The organism is Rhodoferax sp. ZS1R25 (genome assembly GCF_056521335.1).
In genome coordinates, this window is sequence record NZ_JBWMAZ010000002.1 from 1,162,763 (window position 1) to 1,181,310 (window position 18,548).

Below are 18,548 nucleotides of genomic sequence, written 5' to 3' on the forward strand. Positions count from 1 at the left end.
GGTTCAGGCGGCCAGGAAAGCAGGCCAGACGGGGAACTGCAACTTGAGCAGGACGATGAAAGCCAGGTAGCTCAAGAGCGCAAGGATGGTGGCCAGCACAATGACCTCCTTGAAGTTGAACTCGTCACCGGCATTGCTGGCAATGAAGGTCAGCAAGTAGATGCCCACAATCAGCCCCAGTGGCGGCAAGCCGATGACGGGCAAACCGCCGATAGATGCGCCAAACACCAGGTTGGCCAGGATGATGAAGACCAGCGGCTTCCAGGCAAACTTGCCGATCTTGTCACCGTCCTGGGTTTCTACCACCAGCGATTTGAAGGTGATGACACCCCCCAAGACACCAAGCAGAATGCCCAGCACCAAGGGGAAGTAGCCTGGGCCCATGCGGGCCCCATTGCCAATGTTGTAGCCGCTGGCGCCCCATGCAAAGGCCACGCCAACGCCCATGAACATCAGGCCCGAGAAAAAGTCTTTTTGGCTTTTTATATTCATTGTCTGTCTCCTGGTTTTTTAACCGGTTTCGCATTCTGCCTGTAAATGCAGGCACTACCTTCACTCCATCATTCACCCGTTCAGCGGCGGCGTGGACGACAACACTTCTTCGATGACGGTAAGCCCTTCGGCCACCCGCAAGGCACCCGCCAGCCGCAACGGCCGCATGCCATCGGTCACGGCCTGGCGGCGCAGCGCGTCAATGCCGGGCTCTCCACTGACCCGGGCCTTGAAGCCTTCGGACACCACCAGCAACTCATACAAGCCCATGCGCCCCATGAAGCCTGTCATGCGGCAGTCCACGCAGCCCACGGCCTTGTAGGGTTTGTAGCCACCATTGATCTGCCAGGGCTTGACCATCTCGCTCAGCGCATCGCGGCTGGCTTCGTCATCGCGCACCTTGCACTGTTTGCACAGCGTGCGCACCAGGCGCTGCGCCAGCACGCCTAACAGCGTGGCGTTGATCAGATAAGCGGGAATGCCCAGCTCCATCAGACGCGTCACGGCTGAGGGTGCGTCATTGGTGTGCAGCGTGGAGAACACCAGATGGCCCGTCAGCGCGGCCTGCACGGCCATCTCGGCGGTTTCCAGGTCGCGGATTTCTCCGACCATGATGATGTCCGGGTCCTGCCGCATCAGGGCCCGCAGGCCCTGCGGAAAACCAAAGTCCAGCTGCGGCTGCACCTGGGTCTGGTTGAAGGACGGTTCGATCATTTCGATCGGGTCTTCCACGGTGCTCACGTTCACCTCTTCGGTGGCAACGCGCTTGAGGGTGGAATACAGCGTGGTGGTCTTGCCCGAACCGGTGGGGCCGGTCACCAAAATAATGCCGTGCGGCCGCTTGACCAGTTGTTCCCAGCGCGTCGCGTCGTGGGCAGAAAAGCCCAACGCGTCCAGGTCTTTGACCGCGTTGTCGGGGTCAAAAATCCGCATCACCATCTTCTCGCCAAACGCTGTGGGCAAGGTGGAAATCCGCATTTCAATTTCGTCGCCACGCGGGTTGCGCGTCTTGATGCGGCCGTCCTGCGGGCGGCGCTTCTCGATCACGTCCATGCGGCCCAGCAACTTGATGCGCGCCGTCATGGCGTTGAGCACACCCATGGGCATTTGGTACACCGGGTGCAGCACGCCGTCGATGCGGAAGCGGATCACGCCCTGCTCGCGGCGTGGCTCCAGGTGGATGTCACTGGCACGCTGGTCGAAGGCGTATTGCCACAACCAGTCCACCACCTGCACCACACCCTGGTCGTTGGCGTCCAGCTGCTTGTTGCTCTTGCCCAGCTCCACCAACTGTTCAAAGCTGGCGCCGTTGTTGACACCGGATTTGCTGGCAGCGCGCACAGACTTGGCCAGCGCATAAAACTCGGCTGTGTAGCGGGTAATCTCCTGCGGGCTGGCCACCACGCGCTTGACGCTGCGGCGGCTCTGGCGCTCTACCTCGGCCACCCAGTCGGTGATGAAGGGCTCGGCAGTGGCCACGGTGATCTCGCTGGGCGTGACCACCACAGGCAGGATGCGGTGGCGCTCGGCGTAGGCCGCACCCATGGCATCTGCTACCTTGCCCACGTCCACCTTGAGAGGGTCAATGCGCAAATACTCCAGCCCGGCGCGCTGCGCCAGCCACTGGGTCAGCATTTCCATGTCCAGCGGTTTCTGGTCCGACGCGCGGCGCATGGACACACTGGCCAGGCGCACCAGCGGGTGCTGCGAGCTCTCGGCCTGCGCGCAGCGGCTGATGGTGCGCTGGGCTTCTTCCTCGGCTATCACTTTGTCGTGCTGCAACCACTCCACCAGGCGGCGCCAATCCACCGGGCCGATGTGTGGCGCTACGGAATGCGAGGGTTTCTTGGACGTCGTGCTCATGCTTGCACCGGTTTGAAAACGCGCACCCATTTGTCGGCAGGCAAGCCCCACTGCGACTGGATGAATTCGGCACGCTCCATCATCACGGAACGCTTGGGGCGGCTGGGTGTGCGCTGGGCCAGCACCACGGTGTTGCCTTCACGCGTGGCCTTGAAAGCCCAGATGGCATCGTCGCCAAAGGCCTGGGCGATCTTGTCCACACTCTTTTGGAAGCTGGAGCTACGACCAAACAGGTTCACGGTCATACAGCCCTCGTCGGTCAGCGTGGCGCGGCAGTCGGCATAAAACTCGGCGCTGTCGAGCACTGGCGCGGCAGCCTCTTCGTCGTACAGGTCTACTTGCAGCGCATCCACGGCACCCAGCCAGTGGGATTGTCTGATCTCTTGCGAGGCGTCAGCCAGCACCACCTGGATGCGGCTGTTGTCCGCCGGCAACTTGAACCAGCCGCGACAGGCGTGCAGTACCTGGGGGTTGAGCTCAATGGCGGTGGTTTTCATCCGCAGCTCTTTGTGGCAAAACTTGGTGAGGGACCCGGCCCCCAGGCCCAGCTGCAGCGCCTGGCGCTTGGGCACGGTGATGGGGTCGACAAACAGCAGCCAGGCCATCATGCGTTGGATGTACTCATGCACCAGCGCCGTGGGTGCGTCCACCTGCATGGAGCCCTGGATCCACTGGCTGCCCAGGTGCAAATGGCGGATATCGCCTTCTTCAGAAAAGTTGACTTCGGGGAGTGAGAGGGATGCTTTTCGTGCCATGGGGATTTATACCAGCAGCGCGGCCAGCTTCGGCAGAGCTTTACCGGCGTTGTGGGTAGTGGCCTCGGCCAGTTCGGCCAGCGGCATGCCACGCAGCCCTGCAATGCTTTGGGCAATGCGTGGCAGCTCTGCGGGCGTGTTGCGGCCCTGGGGCAGGCCTGCTTCGCGCTCGGCCGCCGTGGTGTACAACCAGTGCGGGGGAATATCGGGCGCATCGGTCTCCAGCACCAGTGCGTCCAGCGGCAGGGTCTGCGCCAGTCGGCGCAGCTGGTGGGCACGCTCAAACGTCACTGCACCTCCAAAACCCAGCTTGAAGCCCAGCTTGATGAATTCTTGCGCCTGCACCTCACTGCCGTTGAAGGCATGGGCAATGCCCCGCCAGCGCCCGCCGGGGCCGGCCACCTCGCGCAGGTGTTTGAGCAGACGGTCGGCGGAACGCCGCACATGCAGCACCACGGGCAGGTCGAACTGGCGGGCCAGCTTGAGCTGGGCGCGGTACACGGCCTCCTGCTTCTCGCGCCAGGGGCTTTGGGTGAGCTGGGGCACAAAGTAGTCCAACCCGATCTCGCCCACGGCCACCAGGCGCGGGTCCGCATGGTGGTTTTGCAGCTGCTGCGCCAGCACCGCCAGCGCATCGTCTTGTGCCGTGGGCACGTACAGCGGGTGGATGCCCAGGCCATAGCTATGGTCACCTGCGTGTGCCAGTTGGCGCACCGTGTCCAGATTGGCCACCTCCACCGCTGGAATGACGCAGTGCACCACCTCGGCCTGCCGCGCGCGCTGCTGCACGGCGTCCAGCTCCTGGCCCGCCACAAAGGCGTCGAGGTGACAGTGGGTATCTATCCAGCGCATGCAGCCATTGTCGGGCCTCTGTGGGGCCTAGCGTTTGCGCTGCACAAACAGGTTGCGCGTGCGGTCTTCGGGGTAGGCAAAGGTCACCAAGCCATTCTTCACCATGCCCATGACCAGCATATTGCTGGTGATGGCGTCTTTGTCCTCTTTGCTGAAGGGGCGCTCGTGCGTGGCAGTGACCCCGTAGTAGACGCGCGGCATGGTCTCCAGCGCGGCCTTGACCGACGGGCCGGAAAGATTGCCGTCGCGGATGGACAGGATGGCGTAGGTCAGGAGGTACACCGTGTCGTAGGCCTGCGCCGCAGCCATGGGCACGGTGATCTTCTTGGTGTTGAACTTGCGCGCGTAGGCGCTCAGGAAGGAGATGCGCCGCTCGTTGCTGGGCTCGGCAATGAAGGTCTGCGCCATCAGCGCGCCCTCGGCCGCATCCTTGGCGCCGTCAATGAAAAAGGGGAAGGACAGCGGCCAGGCGCCCACCTGGGGCACGGCCCATTTCAGGGCTTGGCGGCCCTTGGCGATGACGGCGTTCTCGGGCCCCACGGTGTAGCTGAACACCACGTTGGCGCCGGCGGCCTGCGCGGCCTTGAGCTCGGTCTGCAAATCCTTCACACCCAGGTCAAAGCGCGCGACAAAGACGGGCTGCAGGTTTTTGGCGGCCAGGGCCTTCACCACGTCGTTCATGCCGCCTTCGCCATAGGGCGTCTTGTCAGCAAAGATGGCGACCTTGGTCCACCCGCGCGAGACGATGTCGTCCACCACGAACGGCGCCTGGATACCATCGCGCGCCGAAGTGCGGAAGATGTAGCTCTCGGGCGCTGGGTACTTGGCCGTGATGGGGGTGCCGGTGGCGCAGGGAACAATGAGCGGGGCCTTGGCAGCCTGGAAGGTTTCCAGCGACTTCATGGCCACCCCGGTGTTGCAAAACCCGATGGTGCCGACCACGCCTTCTTTCAACACCTCTTGGGATTGCTGCAAGCCCACGTCAGCATTGGCGGTGTCATCCCTGATCACCAGCTCCAGCGGCCGGCCCAGGTAGCCGCCCGCCGCGTTGATTTCATCCACCGCGAGCTTGGCGCCATTGAGCATGGGCAGGCCAAAGTCGGCCGAAGGGCCAGTGAACGGACCAATGAGCCCGATGCGCAGCGGCTTCACCTCTTGGGCGGCCACGCCGCACGACAGGGCTACGCCCAGCAACAAGCCCACCCAGCAAGACCAACGACGGTTCATAGTGACTCTCAGAGAATTGGATGCGCCCAGCTTAGGACGCGCCCTTCCCTTGCACCATCCGCGGGAACCCTTGAACGGCGGGCATGGAACCGGCACCGTCAGCAAACCGCAAGCCACGCACCCACCGCGCAAGCGCGGTGGAGCGCACTAGGGCGCGAAGCGCCCCGACACCAGCTGCAACTGGCGGCTGCAGCGTGCAGCCAGCGTGGCGTCGTGGGTCACCAGCACAAAGGCCGTGCCCTGGTCGCGTGCCAGTGCCAGCATCAGGTCGAACACGCCGTCTGCCGTGCTGCGGTCCAGGTTGCCCGTGGGCTCGTCGGCCAGCACGCAGTCGGGGTTGGTCACCAGCGCACGGGCAATGGCCACGCGCTGTCGCTCGCCACCCGAGAGCTCGGCCGGGCGGTGGTGCAGGCGGTGCTCCAGCCCCACCATCGCTAGCATTTTTGTAGCTGCTGCCGCACATTCCACGGGGGCTACACGCCGAATGGTTAATGGCATGGCGACGTTGTCGAGCGCACTGAACTCGGGCAACAAGTGGTGAAACTGGTAGACAAAGCCCAGGTGCTTGTTGCGCAAACGGCCTTGGGCTGCGGCATCCAAGCCCGCCAGCGGCTGGCCGCACAACGTTACGCTGCCGGCGCTGGGCGCATCCAGCCCACCCAGCAGATGCAGCAAGGTGCTCTTGCCAGAGCCCGAGGCCCCCACGATGGCCAGCGTCTCGCCGCGGCGCACTTGCAGATCCACCCCATGCAACACGGTGACATCGAGGCGGCCTTCCTGGAAGCGCTTGGTCAGGCCCGTGGCTTGTAACAACACATCACTCATAACGCAGGGCCTCGGCAGGGTTCACCTGGCTGGCACGCCAGCTGGGGTACAGGGTGGCGACGAAGGCCATGATGAGGGCGATCACCGCGATCGGCACGATGTCGCTTTGCTGCGGCTCACTGGGCATGCGGCTGATCAGGTAAATGTCCTTGGGCAAAAAGCTGGCGCCCAGCGCGTGTTCCAGCGCGGGCACGATGACATCAATATTGAACGCCACACCCAGCCCCAGCAATAGCCCGGCCAGCGTGCCGATGACGCCCACCATGGCGCCCTGCACCACAAAGATGCCCATGATGCTGCGCGGGCTGGCACCTAACGTGCGCAGGATGGCAATGTCAGCACGCTTGTCGGTCACCGTCATCACCAACGTGCTGACCAGGTTGAACGCCGCCACCGCCACGATGAGCGTGAGGATGATGAACATCATGCGTTTTTCCACCTGCACCGCGGCAAACCAGGTGCGGTTTTGGCGCGTCCAGTCGCGCAGCAGCAGGTCACCGGTCATGGTGTGGCTGAGTTCCTCGGCCACCTCACGCGCCTGGTGCAGGTCTTTGAGCTTGAGGCGCACGCCCGTGGGGCCTTCCAGGCGAAAGATCTTGGCAGCGTCTTCCCAGTGCACAAACACCAGGGCTGAGTCATATTCATAGTGCCCCGAATCAAACGTGCCCACCACTGTCATCTGCTTGAGGCGTGGCACCACGCCCGCCGGAGTGACCTGGCCGCTGGGCGCCACCAGCGTGATCTTGTCGCCCTTGATGACGCCCATGCTGCGCGCCAACTCGCCGCCCAGCACCACACCAAACTCGCCCGGCACCAGTTGGGCCAGCACGGCGCCCTGCGCGCCGGTGGCTACGTCGGACACCTGGGGCTCCAGCGCGGGGTCGATGCCACGCACCAAGGCGCCCTTCATTTCTTCACCACGCGCCACCAGGGCTTGCGCGGCGATGAAAGGCGCAGCGCCAATCACTTGGGGGTTGGCCTTGGCCTGGGCCAACGTCTGGTTCACATCGGGCAGGGCCACGCCGCCTGCAGCATAGACCTCGATGTGCGACACCACGCCCAGCATGCGGTCGCGCACTTCTTTCTGAAACCCGTTCATCACGCTCAGTACGATGATCAGGGCCGCCACGCCCAGTGCAATGCCCAGCATGGACACGCCCGAGATGAAGGAAATGAAACCATTGCGCCGGGTGGCACGGCCGGCACGCGTGTAGCGCCAGCCAATGGTGAGCTCGTAGGGCAGTTGCATTAATCAGTGTCAAAGTGCAGGGGTGGCCGGATTGTGGCATCCATGCGGGACAATCCTGCCATGCACACCGTTATTCCCCATGCGGCCCCGGCTGGCCCCCAGTGCCAGGCCGCCATAGCGCAACTGAACCTTCCCAACCTGGGCGAGCTCATCAGCCTGCTGGACCCCACACCGCCCCTGCTGGGTTCGGTGGAGTCGCTCACGCCGCTGCACGAGCGCGTGCGCGCCAAGAGCATGGGCCTGCAGGGTGCGGACGGCTTGGTGCCCTGGGCAGCGCTGGATGCCGAGCATCTGGGCCTGACCAAAGCGCATGGCACCATGGGCTGGGCCTGGATCACGCCCTGCCATTGGCAGATCAACGCCGACCACGTGGCCATGGACCACCCCGACACGCTGGCGCTGGGCGCCCATGCGTCGGACGCGCTGCGCGCCACCATGCAGCCCTACTTTGCCGAAGACGGCATCAGCCTGCACGCGCTGTCCAGCAGCACCTGGTTGGCGCAAGGCGCGGTGTTCACCGACCTGCCGACCGCGTCGCTGGCACGCGCCTGCGGCACCCAGGTGGACAACTGGATGCCACGCCAACCCGAGGCCCAGGGCCTGCGCCGCCTGCAAAACGAGATGCAGATGCTGCTCTACACCCACCCGGTGAACGACGCCCGCAGCGCCCAGGGCCAGCCCACGGTCAACTCCTTCTGGATCAGCGGGACCGGCCGCCTGCCCGCCCACACGCCCCTGGCGCCCGAAGTGCGCATGGACATGGTGCAGGCGCTGGAAGCCGCTGCGCTGCGCGACGATGCCTACCAATGGCTCAAAGCCTGGCACACGCTGGACAGCACGCTCATTGCAACACTGCTGCAGCGTGCCAAGGCTGGCCAGCCCCTGCAGCTCACGCTGTGTGGCGAGCGCCTGGCGCCCACGTTTGAACTCAAAAACACGGCCTGGTGGAACCGCCTGCAGCGCCGTTTCACCGCGCCCCCACCGCAAGAATTACTGCTCACGCTATGAACATCGTCCCCCGCGACATCCCCCCCCGCTCGGTCTGGGCACTAGAGCAAGCCGGCGTGCACCCGCTGCTGGCCCGCCTGTACGCCGCCCGCGGCGTGCACAGCCCCGATGAACTGGACGACGCACTGGCCAAGCTGCTGCCCCCCGCCACCCTGCTGGGTGTGGACCGCGCGGCGGTGCTGCTGGCCGATGCCATCGCGCAGAACCTGAAGCTCTGCATCGTGGCCGACTACGACTGCGATGGCGCCACCGCCTGCGCCGTGGCTGTACGCGGGCTGCGCTTGCTGGGCGCCCACCACGTGGACTACCTGGTACCCGACCGCGTGGTAGACGGCTACGGCTTGACCGCACCGATCAGCGAGCGCGTGAAGAAGTCCGGCGCCGATGTGCTCATCACCGTGGACAACGGCATCGCCAGCGTGGACGGCGTGGCGCGCGCCAAGGCCCTGGGCCTGCAGGTGCTGGTCACTGATCACCACTTGCCCGCCGCCGAGTTGCCCAACGCCGACGTGATCGTCAACCCCAACCAACCCGGCTGCACGTTTGAGAGCAAGTCCATCGCTGGCGTGGGCGTGATGTTTTACACGCTGCTGGCGCTGCGCGGCGAGCTGCGCAAGCGCGGCGTGTTCGACGCCGCCACCCAGCCCAAGCTGGATGCCCTGCTGCCCCTGGTGGCGCTGGGCACCGTGGCTGATGTGGTGAAGCTGGACGCGAACAACCGCCGCCTCGTCGCTCAAGGGTTAAAACGGGTGCGAGCCCTTGCCATGCCTGCGGGACTAGCTAGCCTTTTTATAGCAGCCGGACGCAAGGCCGAAGTCGCCACCACGTTTGACTTTGGCTTTGCCCTGGGCCCGCGCATCAACGCCGCGGGCCGCCTATCGGATATGACGCTCGGCATCGAATGCCTACTGACCGACGACCCGGGCCGTGCCGACGAGCTGGCCAAAGCGCTAGATGGCATCAACCGCGAGCGCCGCGAGATTGAAGGGGACATGCGCGAGCAGGCCATGATGATTGCCGAGAGCCTGTTTGATGAAGGCGACGAGCCGCCGCCTGCCATCTGCGTGTTCGACCCCGACTTCCACGAAGGCGTGGTCGGCATCGTGGCCAGCCGCATCAAGGACAAGCTGCACCGCCCCACCTTTGTGTTTGCCGCCAGCGCGGCCGAAGGCAAGGAGCACGAACTCAAGGGCTCGGGCCGCAGCATTCCCGGCTTTCACCTGCGTGACGCGCTGGACCTGGTGGCCAAGCGCTACCCCGGCGTCATCCTGCGCTTTGGCGGTCACGCCATGGCGGCAGGCTGCACGGTCGCTGAAGAGTTTTTTGACGACTTCGAGAACGGCCTCAACGAAGTGGCCCAGGAATGGCTGGACGCCGCTACGCTAACCCGCCGTCTGGAAACCGACGGCCCCCTGGCCCCCGAGTACCGCCGCGTGGACCTGGTGGACACGCTGCACAAAGAGGTCTGGGGCCAGGGTTTTGCCGCACCCACCTTCAGCGAAGAGGTGGAAGTGGTGTCCCAGCGCCTAGTGGGAGAAAAACACCTGGCACTCAAACTCAAGCACCAGGGCCAGCCCGTGGACGGCATCTGGTTCGGCCACACGGACCCGTTACCCGCCAAAGTCACGCTGGCCTTCCGGCTGAATGCGGACGAATGGAACGGCGTGCGGCGTGTGCGGTTCTTGGTGGAGGGAGCGGAGATTTAAGCTGCCTGTCACAGGCCTTGGGTACCATGGTCGTCCCTCTCCACCACGGCGGCTGACCCTGACTACCACCTCTCCCCTGCCCTCCGGGTCCGCTGCATTTCTGGCGCAACTCAGTGTGGCCGAGCGTGACGTTTTGACGCAGCAGCTCTGCGAACACACGCCGCCCGCTGGCTGGACCGCGTGGCGTACCCCGTCCCGGCACCTGGGCTGGCTGCACGCAGCACGGGCACACCAGATATCAGCACAACTGGCGGGCTGCCGCTGGGGACACGAGCACCTGGTCTGGGACTGCGATTCCTGGAGCAGCGACCAGCGCAGCACCGCACTGCAAGGTCTGCTGGAGCGCGACCATGCGCAAGGCCTGCTGCCTGGCTGGCGCGGCGAAGCATTTGCGTTTTGGCATAACGGCTGCAGCGCCCCCTCGCTGGACCATGCGCCTTTCTTCAGCGCAGAGCGCGCCGGATTTCGCTACCTGGGGCTGATGAGCCATGCGGTGCACATCAATGGCTTTAACCCAGATGGACAGCTGTGGTGCGGCCGCCGCGCTGCCAACAAGGCCACTGACCCGGGCCTGCTGGACAACGTGACCGCAGGCGGCCTGCCTGCTGGGGAAACCGTGCTGGGCTGCGCCCTGCGGGAATTGCAGGAGGAAGCTGGCCTGCACCTGGGCACCACCGCGCTAGTGAATGCGGGCGCGCGCCGCACCGCACGCCCTGAAAAAGAAGGCTGGCACGACGAAACTCTGTTGGTTTTCAACCTCACATTGTCAGCGGACGTGGTACCACGCAACCAGGACGGTGAGGTGCAAGAATTTTTGTGCCTGACACCGAGTGAGGTGCTGCACAGGGTACAACGGGGAGAATTTACTGCTGACGCCATCGCCTCGCTCGCGCAAGGCTTGGGACTTCTATAGCCAACGCACCGAGCGACACACCATGAGCACACTCTCTCCTTCTACGTACGGCGCAGATTCTTCCGGACTGATTTACGGCTTCCAGTTCGGTGCCCAGGGCCAAGGCATTCCCGTAGACACCGAGCAGGCCCTGCAGTGGCTGAATGCCCACGAAGGTACGGGCCCTCAGGAGGGCTTTGTCTGGCTGCATTTCAATCTGTCGCAGGCCGCCACTGCGCAGTGGATGCAAAGCCATTTGCAGCTGTCAGATCTGTTTTACGAATCGCTCAAAGACGGGTCTCGCTCTACCCGCGTGGAGCTGGACGACGAAATGCTGGTCGCAGTGGTGAACGACGTGCACTATGACTTTGCATTTGAGCCCGCCGACATCTCCACCCTCTGGCTGTCTGTCGGGCCCAGGTTGGTGGTGAGCGCACGCCTACAGCCCCTGCGCTCCATCGACCGGCTACGCGATGCCGTGCGGCGCGGCACACAGCTCGCATCCTCGGTGGCCCTGCTAGTGCATCTGATGCATGACCAAGGCGACGTGCTGGTGTCCATCGTGCGCAACACCACGACCCGCGTGGATACCATTGAAGACCAGCTGCTGGCCGGGCGACTGAACACCAAGCGCGCCGGCCTGGGCAGCTTGCGCCGCCTGCTGGTGCGTCTGCAGCGTCTGCTGGCGCCTGAGCCCGCCGCCTTGTTTCGCCTGCTGCACAAACCGCCCGCCTGGATTGGCGAGGAAGATCTGCAGGACCTGCGACAGTCCACCGAAGAATTCACCGTGGCGCTGAGCGACATGGCGGCCCTGCAGGAGCGCATCAAGTCTTTGCAGGAAGAAGTGGCCGGCCAGGTGGCCGAGGCGAATAACCGCAGCCTGTTCGTGCTGACCATCGTGACCGTGCTGGCCTTGCCCATCAACATCATTGCGGGCTTGCTGGGCATGAATGTGGGCGGCATTCCCTGGGCCGACCACCCGCACGGCTTCTGGATCGTGGTGGCCATCATCGTCAGCTTCACCGCGGTCGCCGGCTGGTTTGCGCTGCGCAAGCAGCGGGACTAGGCGCACTACTTGCGCAGCTTGCGCTCCAACACCTCAATGCGTTTGGTGCGCTGCAGCTCACGGTAGCCCGCGTCAAAGGCGTCCATCAGTTCCTGCGCATTGGGGATTTTTTTGGACACCACGAAGTGGATTGGAACGGTCCAGAACGACTTCTCCTGCACCACCAGCTGCGGCGCCTCGCCAGCGTCCAGCTTGGTGGCAATCAGGTAGCGCGCCACCGACTCTTCCAGCGGGAACAGGTCCACGCGCTTACGCAACAGCTTCTTCAGGTTGCCAATGTCGTCACTCGCCTCGTCCACCGCCAGCGCACCCTGGGCCACCAGGTCGGCAAAGGGCTGCGAATAAAAGTTGCCTCGCGTCACGCCAATGCGCAGCTTGCCCAAATCGGCCAGCGAAGCCCAGTCCAACCGCTCACCCACACGCTGCACAAACACCATGCGGTAGGTGTAGATGGGTTTGCTGGAGAACAGCAGCGCCTCATCGCGCTCAGCGCTATGGGCCCAACCGAAGCTGCCGTCGTAATGCCCCGCCATCACGCCCGCAATAGCGCGGTTGTTGGGCACCCAGTCCACAGAGGCGTTGATGTTTTTGGCCTTGAAGGACTCCAGCACGATCTCGGTGAGGGGACCACCGCCCAACTCGGACTCCACTTTGAACGGCGGGTACTCGCCAATGCCGATGCGCACCGTACTGGTGGCGGCCAGCGCCCAGGGCATCACGCAGGCGGCCACCAAGGTGACCAACAGGGCATACAGGCATCGGCGCGCGGAAATGTACATGAGGCCCATATTACGCTGGTCACGCTAAAGTGCACCTCTCAATCCGCTTGATTTACGCCGCCCATGCAACACCACCTCACCATCCTGACCGGCGCCTCCCGTGGCATGGGTCTGGCCATGGCCCAACAGCTGCTGGCACCCGATGCCTTGCTGCTTTGCATCTCCCGCCACACCAGCACTGCCCTGACCGAACAGGCCCTGCGCGTTGGCGCCACACTGCTGCAGTGGCCAGTGGACCTGAACGATGGCGCCCCAGTGGCGACGCAACTGGGGACCTGGCTGGCGCAGCAAGACCCCGCCGCGCTGGCCAGCGCCACGCTAATCAACAACGCAGGCGTCATCCCCGCGCTGGTGCCGCTGCGCGACGCCGATGCGGCGGACTTGGCGCAGGCGCTGCGGGTGGGGCTGGAGGCGCCCATGCAGCTCACTGCGGCCTTTCTGGATGCCACGCGCAATTGGCAACTGCCCCGCAAGGTGCTGAATATTTCGTCGGGGCTAGGCCGGCGCGCCATGGCCTCGCAGGCTGCCTACTGCGCGGCCAAGGCTGGCATGGACCACTTCACGCGCTGCCTGGCGCTGGACGAAGCGCTACAGGCCAACGGCGCCAAGGTGTGCTCGCTTGCGCCCGGTGTGATTGACACCGACATGCAGCGGCAACTGCGCAGCGCCGATGCCACGCAGTTTCCCGACCGCAGCAGCTTTGACGGCCTGCACAACCAGGGACAACTGACCAGCCCTACTAAAGCCGCACAGCGCGTGTTGGCCTACCTGGCGCGCAGTGACTTTGGCAGCCAGCCGGTGGCGGACGTGCGTGGCTAGTAAATCTCGGGGACGAGGATGTTCTGCGGTACCGGTTGGCGCTCGTAGTCGTCATGGCGCACACGCGGGGGCAGCACCACAGGTGGGTGCTCGGTTTCCTCGTACGGCATTTGCTGCAGCAGATGGTGGATGCAGTTGAGGCGTGCCTTTTTCTTGTCCACGGCTTGCACCACCCACCACGGCGCTTCGGGGATGTGGGTGCGCGCCAGCATCACCTCTTTGGCCCGCGTGTAGTCTTCCCAGCGGGCGCGTGACTCCAGGTCCATGGGGCTGAGCTTCCACTGCTTCAATGGGTCGTGGATACGGCCCAGAAAGCGCGTGTGCTGTTCTTCGTCCGAAATCGAAAACCAGTATTTGATGACCTGAATGCCCGAGCGCGCCAGCATCTTCTCGAATTCGGGCACGGTGCGAAAGAACTCCTCGTACTGTTCGTCATTGCAAAAGCCCATGACGCGCTCCACACCCGCGCGGTTGTACCAACTGCGGTCAAACAGCACGATCTCACCCGCTGCTGGCAGGTGTGACACATAGCGCTGGAAGTACCACTGCGTGCGTTCGCGGTCGTTGGGCGCGGGCAGTGCTGCCACACGGCAGACGCGGGGGTTCAGCCGCTGGGTGATGCGCTTGATGGCGCCACCCTTGCCGGCCGCGTCGCGCCCCTCAAAAATCACCACCACCTTGTGGCCGGTCTTCACCACCCAGTCCTGCAGCTTGACGAGCTCACCCTGCATGCGGAACAGCTCTTTGAAGTAGGTACGGCGCGCCACGCGGGCGTCGGCACTCAGGTCGCGCGGAGAACCGTCGTCCAGCTCCATCTCCAGCTCTTCGTCGTAGCTGTCCAGCATGTCGCTCTGGATACGGCGGATCAATTCGTCTTCACTGGAACTCACGGCTACTCCTGAATGGGCGGGTGTTTACCCTCCAAGACTAGGCACATCGTGTGTCAGCTGTGTGAAAAAAGTATGACATCCCGGCCGCGGCGGGCAGGCGCGGGACTAGAACAGGTCTACGTCCATGTTCTCGGCGGCTTGTTCCACGATCAGGCCTGAGGCCACCAGCTCCTGGTAGTTGCAGACCTGGTTGCGGCCATGCTCTTTGGCGTGGTAGACCGCCTTGTCGGCGCGGCCAAACGCGCCACTGGGCGTGTCGTTGGGCAGCAGCACCGAGCAGCCAATGCTGACCGTGATGGTGCCCACTTGCGGGAACGCATATTCCTGCACGCGCAGGCGCAGGCGCTCCAGCGCGGCATGGGCATGCTCCACGCTATCGCAGCGCATGAGGATCACAAACTCTTCGCCACCAAAGCGGTACAGCTGGTCGTGAAAGCGGAAACTTGCCCGCATCAGCCGCGCCAACAGCAGTAACACTTCGTCACCAATGAGGTGGCCAAAGTTGTCGTTCACACGCTTGAAGTGGTCGATGTCCAGCACGGCCAGCCACACGCCCTCGTCAGGCGACGAGGCGCGGCGGTCCGGGCCCTGGTTGTTGTCTTCGGTTCGGTGGTCCGCCGTGGCCTTGAAAAATGCGCCGTCAAAGGTCTTGCGGTTCAGCAGCTCGGTCAGCGCGTCTTTTTCGCCGTAGTCCAGAAGGCCCAAGAGATTGTTGTAGGTTTGCAACACGCCCTGCACCAAATCCAGTGTGTGGGCGCTCAAGGGCTCGGCCGACGTGATCTCCAGCAGTGCCGCGGCACCTGGCACGCCTGGTAGCGGCAACACGCCAGTAAACGGCGCACCCTTGGAGTGCACGGCCCGCACACGCTCCAGCGCCTGCTGGCGCATGGGGTAGTCGGTCACATGGGGGAGCAGAGTCCAGTCGGTCCAGACCACGTCCCGCACGGGCTCGTGCTGGCCAATCTCCAGCCGCGCCAGAGTCAGGCAACGGCGGTCATCACCCTCGCCCACCACGCGGACCATGCAGGCCGATTGCACCGCGCCCTGGCTGCATTCCAGCACCAGTTGCACCAAGGCGAAGTCGAGCGCATCGCGGTCACGCAGACCGCTCATCTTCGCCAGACTTTGCACAAGTGCATTCATTCTTAATGTCTACCTATTTCTATTTTTTTGTACTGAACGGAGCCCAACCCCCGATTGTTGGCCAACTTGACGCATCTCAAAGCACTGTGTGCGGTCGCGCCCTAAGCTGTGTGACCCGCTAACAACACCGCCATCTTAGAGCACCCCATGATCCACGCAAGTAACGAATTCCCGTATTTACCCTCCGATTCCAGCAGTTGGCTGCGCCAAAGCGGCCTGCAATCGCTGCGCTTGGCGGGGCGCACGCTGCTGCCCATCGTGCAGGGCGGCATGGGAATTGGGATCTCGGGCAACCGGCTGGCGGGCAGTGTGGCGGCGCTGGGCGGGGTGGGCACGCTCTCCAGCGTGGACCTGCGGCGGCACCACCCTGACCTGATGGACCAGACCCGCGAACTGGCGCCGGGGGATGCGGCCAAGGCGGGTATCAACCAGGCCAACCTGGAGGCCATAGGCCGCGAAATCGCAGCGGCGCGGGCGCGCACGGGCGGACGAGGCCTGCTGGCCATTAACGTGATGCGGGCTGTGAGCGAGTACGCCGCCAACGTGCGGCGAGCGCTGGAGTGCGGTATTGACGCCGTGGTGGTGGGTGCAGGCCTGCCACTGGACCTGCCAGACCTGGCCCAGGACCACCCCAAAGCGGCGCTCATCCCTATCCTGTCTGACGCGCGCGGCGTGCAGCTGTTGGTGAAAAAATGGGAGCGGAAAAAGCGCCTGCCGGACGCCATCGTCATCGAACACCCGCGCCTGGCCGGTGGCCATCTGGGCGCAGCCAAAATTGCAGACTTGCAGGACCCGCGGTTTGACTTTGAGAACGTCGTGCCGCAGGTGCGCCAGTTCTTCAAGGAAGCGGGTTACGAACAGCATATTCCACTTATCGTGGCCGGCGGCATTCGCAGTTTTGAAGACATTGCGCGCCTGCAGGCACTAGGGGCCGACGCCGTGCAACTGGGCACCGCGTTTGCGGTGACCGAAGAGAGCGACGCCCATGCTGAGTTCAAACGCGTGCTGGCCGAGGCGCGCCCCGAGGACATGGTGGAATTCACCAGCGTGGCCGGGCTGCCTGCACGGGCTGTGGCCACGCCCTGGCTGCGCGCGTACCTGAAAATCGAATCCAAGCTACAGGCCGTGGCCCATGTGAAAACACGTTGCACCAAAAGCTTTGACTGCCTGGCCCAGTGCGGCTTGCGCGATGGCTTGCCGGGTTGGGGCCAGTTTTGCATTGACAACCAGCTGGCCGCAGCGCTGCGCGGCGACACCAAAAAAGGCTTGTTTTTCCGCGGCGCAGGTGAACTGCCCTTTGGCAACCAGATCAAGACCGTGCGTGAGCTGGTGCAGCGGCTGCTGACCCCCGGCGCGGCCCTGGCAACAGCCTGCTAAGCGCCCATCGACACCTGGTTACGACCGGCCCGCTTGGCCAGGTACAGGGCTTCGTCGGCGCGCTTGAGCAGCACCTCGGAGTCCAGATCGGCATTCCACTGCGCAATGCCGCCTGAGAATGTGCAGGAAAACCAGCCGTCCTCCACCGGTTGGCGGATGTGGGAGAAGTCCACGCGGATGCGGTCCAGCACCGCATGCGCCTGCTCGGCGTTCGAGCCCGGTAGCAACACCACAAACTCTTCGCCCCCGTAACGCCCCACCGAATCGGTCTTGCGCACGCGCTGCTTGAGCAACCAGGCCACATTGCGAATCACCTGGTCGCCCATGGGGTGGCCATACGTGTCGTTCACGGCCTTGAAGTGGTCGATGTCGATCATCGCCACGCACAGCTGGCTGCCCTGCTGGCGCGCGGCGTTGATGGCGGTTTGCAGATGCTGCTTGGAGGTGGTGTGGTTGAACAACCCGGTCAGGCTGTCGTGCAGCATGGTGCGGCGCAGCGTGCGGTAGCGGTCGATTTTGCTTTTCACCACCGCATTCAGGATCACGGGGTTGAAGGGTTTGGTGAGGAAGTGGTCACCGCCTAGGCGCAAGGCATCGACCTGCAGCGCCACATTGCTGTCGCCCGACAGGTAGACCACGGGCGTGGACAAGAACTCGGCATGCTGGCGGATCACACGTGTCACCTCTACGCCGGTGCAACCGGGCATGTACATGTCCATCAGCACCAAGTCCGGCTGGAACTGGGCCAGCGCGGTCAGCACCTCTTGCGGACGCGTGATGGCCAGCGACTCCATGCCGCTCTCCGACAGGGTGCGTCGGATCAGGGCGCCCGCAGTTTTGGAATCTTCCACCACCAGCACGCGGTAGGGCGGCTCTTCCTCGTTGCCGCAGAGTTTGATGATGCGCGCGATGATGGCCGCGTGCTGCGTGCCTTCGGCAAAGCAGGCGTCGCAACCGGCGCCCAGCGCATGCTGCAAGCTCTCGAAATCGCTGCCCAGATTCAGGCCCATGATGGTGCTGGCCGAGAACTGGCCGCGCAAGGTCTGCACCCGGGCCACGAAATCGGCCAGCGCCAGCCCCACGGCATCCACCAGCACGATGGAGGGCTCGGGCGTGGCCGGCAGCGCCTGCACTGCTGCGAAGACCTCGACCTGCACATTGAAGTAGCACACCTGGGCGACCAGGTCTTTCCAGGGGGCAGGCTGGGTGGTGACAAACGCCACCTTGTGCACGGGCACCAAAGCAGCGGTCTGCGGCGACTCGGGCTGGTTGCGCCGCTCTTCCGCGGGCGCGGTCTGGCCGCGTGCAAAAGCGTGGGCCCGGTCCAGGAACTCCTGCACCTGCTGGCTCAGAGCCTGCAGGGCCTCGGTGCCCAGGGTGGTGCCCGAGGTTTGGTCAAACTGCGAGAGCACTTTTTGCTCCAGCGCGTGGGCGCTCTGGTGCAAGCCTGACAGGCCGCGCGCCTCCAAAAACTCGGTCAGGCTGGAGACGGTGACGGCAAACTCCACCAGCCCGTCAAACCCAGGCTGGGCCTGGCAGGTTTGCCACTTGGCCAGCAGCTCCTGGCTTTTCTTCTGCAGCTCTTCGGGGGAACAGGACATCATG

Annotated in this window: 17 protein-coding genes; 6 read left to right on the forward strand and 11 right to left on the reverse strand. The window is 64.1% G+C overall.

All coding sequences use genetic code 11. From position 1 onward, the window contains the following. Positions 1–3: 3 nt before the first annotated feature. The 7 genes from AC097R_RS16250 to AC097R_RS16280 form a co-directional block, all read right to left on the reverse strand. Positions 4–492, reverse strand: a complete 489-nt coding sequence (locus AC097R_RS16250; RefSeq protein WP_479599231.1) for a tripartite tricarboxylate transporter TctB family protein — start codon at positions 490–492, stop codon at positions 4–6. 72 nt (positions 493–564) lie between these two features. Then, a complete protein-coding gene (tfpB, locus tag AC097R_RS16255; protein WP_479599232.1) occupies positions 565–2,355 on the reverse strand; it encodes a type IV pilus assembly ATPase TfpB in 1,791 nt (596 codons plus the stop codon). After that, on the reverse strand, positions 2,352–3,110 hold the full coding sequence (locus AC097R_RS16260) for a class I SAM-dependent methyltransferase (protein ID WP_479599233.1): 759 nt from the start codon (positions 3,108–3,110) through the stop codon (positions 2,352–2,354). The genes tfpB and AC097R_RS16260 overlap by 4 nt, the downstream gene beginning before the upstream one ends. A 6-nt stretch (positions 3,111–3,116) precedes the next feature. After that, positions 3,117–3,962 (reverse strand): TatD family hydrolase, encoded by an 846-nt coding sequence (locus tag AC097R_RS16265; protein ID WP_479599234.1) that lies wholly within the window; start codon positions 3,960–3,962, stop codon positions 3,117–3,119. 27 nt (positions 3,963–3,989) lie between these two features. Continuing rightward, the gene (locus AC097R_RS16270; RefSeq protein WP_479599235.1) at positions 3,990–5,189 is read right to left on the reverse strand and encodes an ABC transporter substrate-binding protein; all 1,200 of its coding nucleotides are present in this window, start codon (positions 5,187–5,189) and stop codon (positions 3,990–3,992) included. Positions 5,190–5,336: 147 nt separating this feature from the next. Then, positions 5,337–6,014: a lipoprotein-releasing ABC transporter ATP-binding protein LolD gene (gene lolD / locus AC097R_RS16275; RefSeq protein WP_479599236.1), complete on the reverse strand. Its 678-nt coding sequence runs from the start codon at positions 6,012–6,014 to the stop codon at positions 5,337–5,339. After that, complete coding sequence (locus tag AC097R_RS16280; RefSeq protein WP_479599237.1) at positions 6,007–7,263, reverse strand: lipoprotein-releasing ABC transporter permease subunit; 1,257 nt, start codon at positions 7,261–7,263, stop codon at positions 6,007–6,009. Before AC097R_RS16280 ends, lolD begins: the two co-directional genes overlap by 8 nt. A 60-nt stretch (positions 7,264–7,323) precedes the next feature. Between AC097R_RS16280 and AC097R_RS16285 the strand changes: the two genes are divergently transcribed. From AC097R_RS16285 to AC097R_RS16300, 4 genes are all read left to right on the forward strand, one after another. Continuing rightward, positions 7,324–8,271, forward strand: a complete 948-nt coding sequence (locus AC097R_RS16285) for a phosphoglycerate mutase (protein WP_479599238.1) — start codon at positions 7,324–7,326, stop codon at positions 8,269–8,271. After that, positions 8,268–9,977 (forward strand): single-stranded-DNA-specific exonuclease RecJ, encoded by a 1,710-nt coding sequence (recJ, locus tag AC097R_RS16290; RefSeq protein ID WP_479599239.1) that lies wholly within the window; start codon positions 8,268–8,270, stop codon positions 9,975–9,977. The genes AC097R_RS16285 and recJ overlap by 4 nt, the downstream gene beginning before the upstream one ends. 115 nt (positions 9,978–10,092) lie before the next feature. Beyond that, the gene (locus AC097R_RS16295) at positions 10,093–10,890 is read left to right on the forward strand and encodes an NUDIX hydrolase (RefSeq protein ID WP_479599240.1); all 798 of its coding nucleotides are present in this window, start codon (positions 10,093–10,095) and stop codon (positions 10,888–10,890) included. A gap of 22 nt (positions 10,891–10,912) precedes the next feature. Then, positions 10,913–11,935 carry a transporter gene (locus AC097R_RS16300; RefSeq protein WP_479599241.1) on the forward strand — a complete coding sequence of 341 codons (1,023 nt, stop codon included), beginning with the start codon at positions 10,913–10,915 and terminating at the stop codon, positions 11,933–11,935. Between the two features lie 5 nt (positions 11,936–11,940). On the opposite strand, the gene AC097R_RS16305 is transcribed toward AC097R_RS16300, so the two are convergent. Continuing rightward, positions 11,941–12,714 (reverse strand): substrate-binding periplasmic protein, encoded by a 774-nt coding sequence (locus tag AC097R_RS16305; protein WP_479599242.1) that lies wholly within the window; start codon positions 12,712–12,714, stop codon positions 11,941–11,943. A 63-nt stretch (positions 12,715–12,777) separates the two neighbouring features. Between AC097R_RS16305 and AC097R_RS16310 the strand changes: the two genes are divergently transcribed. After that, entirely contained in the window at positions 12,778–13,533 is a 756-nt protein-coding gene (locus AC097R_RS16310) for an SDR family NAD(P)-dependent oxidoreductase (protein ID WP_479599243.1), read from the forward strand. Here AC097R_RS16310 and ppk2 read toward each other — a convergent pair. Next, on the reverse strand, positions 13,530–14,378 hold the full coding sequence (gene ppk2 / locus AC097R_RS16315; protein ID WP_479599563.1) for a polyphosphate kinase 2: 849 nt from the start codon (positions 14,376–14,378) through the stop codon (positions 13,530–13,532). The genes AC097R_RS16310 and ppk2 overlap by 4 nt on opposite strands. A gap of 150 nt (positions 14,379–14,528) precedes the next feature. Beyond that, positions 14,529–15,566, reverse strand: coding sequence for a GGDEF domain-containing protein (locus tag AC097R_RS16320; protein ID WP_479599244.1), 1,038 nt, complete (start codon positions 15,564–15,566; stop codon positions 14,529–14,531). A gap of 147 nt (positions 15,567–15,713) precedes the next feature. On the opposite strand from AC097R_RS16320, the gene AC097R_RS16325 reads away from it, so the two are divergent. After that, entirely contained in the window at positions 15,714–16,943 is a 1,230-nt protein-coding gene (locus tag AC097R_RS16325; protein ID WP_479599245.1) for an NAD(P)H-dependent flavin oxidoreductase, read from the forward strand. Here AC097R_RS16325 and AC097R_RS16330 read toward each other — a convergent pair. Next, entirely contained in the window at positions 16,940–18,547 is a 1,608-nt protein-coding gene (locus tag AC097R_RS16330) for a GGDEF domain-containing protein (protein ID WP_479599246.1), read from the reverse strand. The genes AC097R_RS16325 and AC097R_RS16330 overlap by 4 nt on opposite strands. Between the last annotated feature and the right edge of the window lies 1 nt (position 18,548).

Excerpts from the sequence above, each read along its gene's own strand:
- AC097R_RS16250 (WP_479599231.1), bottom strand. The coding sequence starts at position 492 with ATGAATATAAAAAGCCAAAAAGACTTTTTCTCGGGCCTGATGTTCATG.
- tfpB (WP_479599232.1), bottom strand. The coding sequence starts at position 2,355 with ATGAGCACGACGTCCAAGAAACCCTCGCATTCCGTAGCGCCACACATC.
- AC097R_RS16260 (WP_479599233.1), bottom strand. The coding sequence starts at position 3,110 with ATGGCACGAAAAGCATCCCTCTCACTCCCCGAAGTCAACTTTTCTGAA.
- AC097R_RS16265 (WP_479599234.1), bottom strand. The coding sequence starts at position 3,962 with ATGCGCTGGATAGATACCCACTGTCACCTCGACGCCTTTGTGGCGGGC.
- AC097R_RS16270 (WP_479599235.1), bottom strand. The coding sequence starts at position 5,189 with ATGAACCGTCGTTGGTCTTGCTGGGTGGGCTTGTTGCTGGGCGTAGCC.
- lolD (WP_479599236.1), bottom strand. The coding sequence starts at position 6,014 with ATGAGTGATGTGTTGTTACAAGCCACGGGCCTGACCAAGCGCTTCCAG.
- AC097R_RS16280 (WP_479599237.1), bottom strand. The coding sequence starts at position 7,263 with ATGCAACTGCCCTACGAGCTCACCATTGGCTGGCGCTACACGCGTGCC.
- AC097R_RS16285 (WP_479599238.1), top strand. The coding sequence starts at position 7,324 with ATGCACACCGTTATTCCCCATGCGGCCCCGGCTGGCCCCCAGTGCCAG.
- recJ (WP_479599239.1), top strand. The coding sequence starts at position 8,268 with ATGAACATCGTCCCCCGCGACATCCCCCCCCGCTCGGTCTGGGCACTA.
- AC097R_RS16300 (WP_479599241.1), top strand. The coding sequence starts at position 10,913 with ATGAGCACACTCTCTCCTTCTACGTACGGCGCAGATTCTTCCGGACTG.
- AC097R_RS16305 (WP_479599242.1), bottom strand. The coding sequence starts at position 12,714 with ATGTACATTTCCGCGCGCCGATGCCTGTATGCCCTGTTGGTCACCTTG.
- AC097R_RS16310 (WP_479599243.1), top strand. The coding sequence starts at position 12,778 with ATGCAACACCACCTCACCATCCTGACCGGCGCCTCCCGTGGCATGGGT.
- ppk2 (WP_479599563.1), bottom strand. The coding sequence starts at position 14,378 with ATGCTGGACAGCTACGACGAAGAGCTGGAGATGGAGCTGGACGACGGT.
- AC097R_RS16320 (WP_479599244.1), bottom strand. The coding sequence starts at position 15,566 with ATGAATGCACTTGTGCAAAGTCTGGCGAAGATGAGCGGTCTGCGTGAC.
- AC097R_RS16325 (WP_479599245.1), top strand. The coding sequence starts at position 15,714 with ATGATCCACGCAAGTAACGAATTCCCGTATTTACCCTCCGATTCCAGC.
- AC097R_RS16330 (WP_479599246.1), bottom strand. The coding sequence starts at position 18,547 with ATGATGTCCTGTTCCCCCGAAGAGCTGCAGAAGAAAAGCCAGGAGCTG.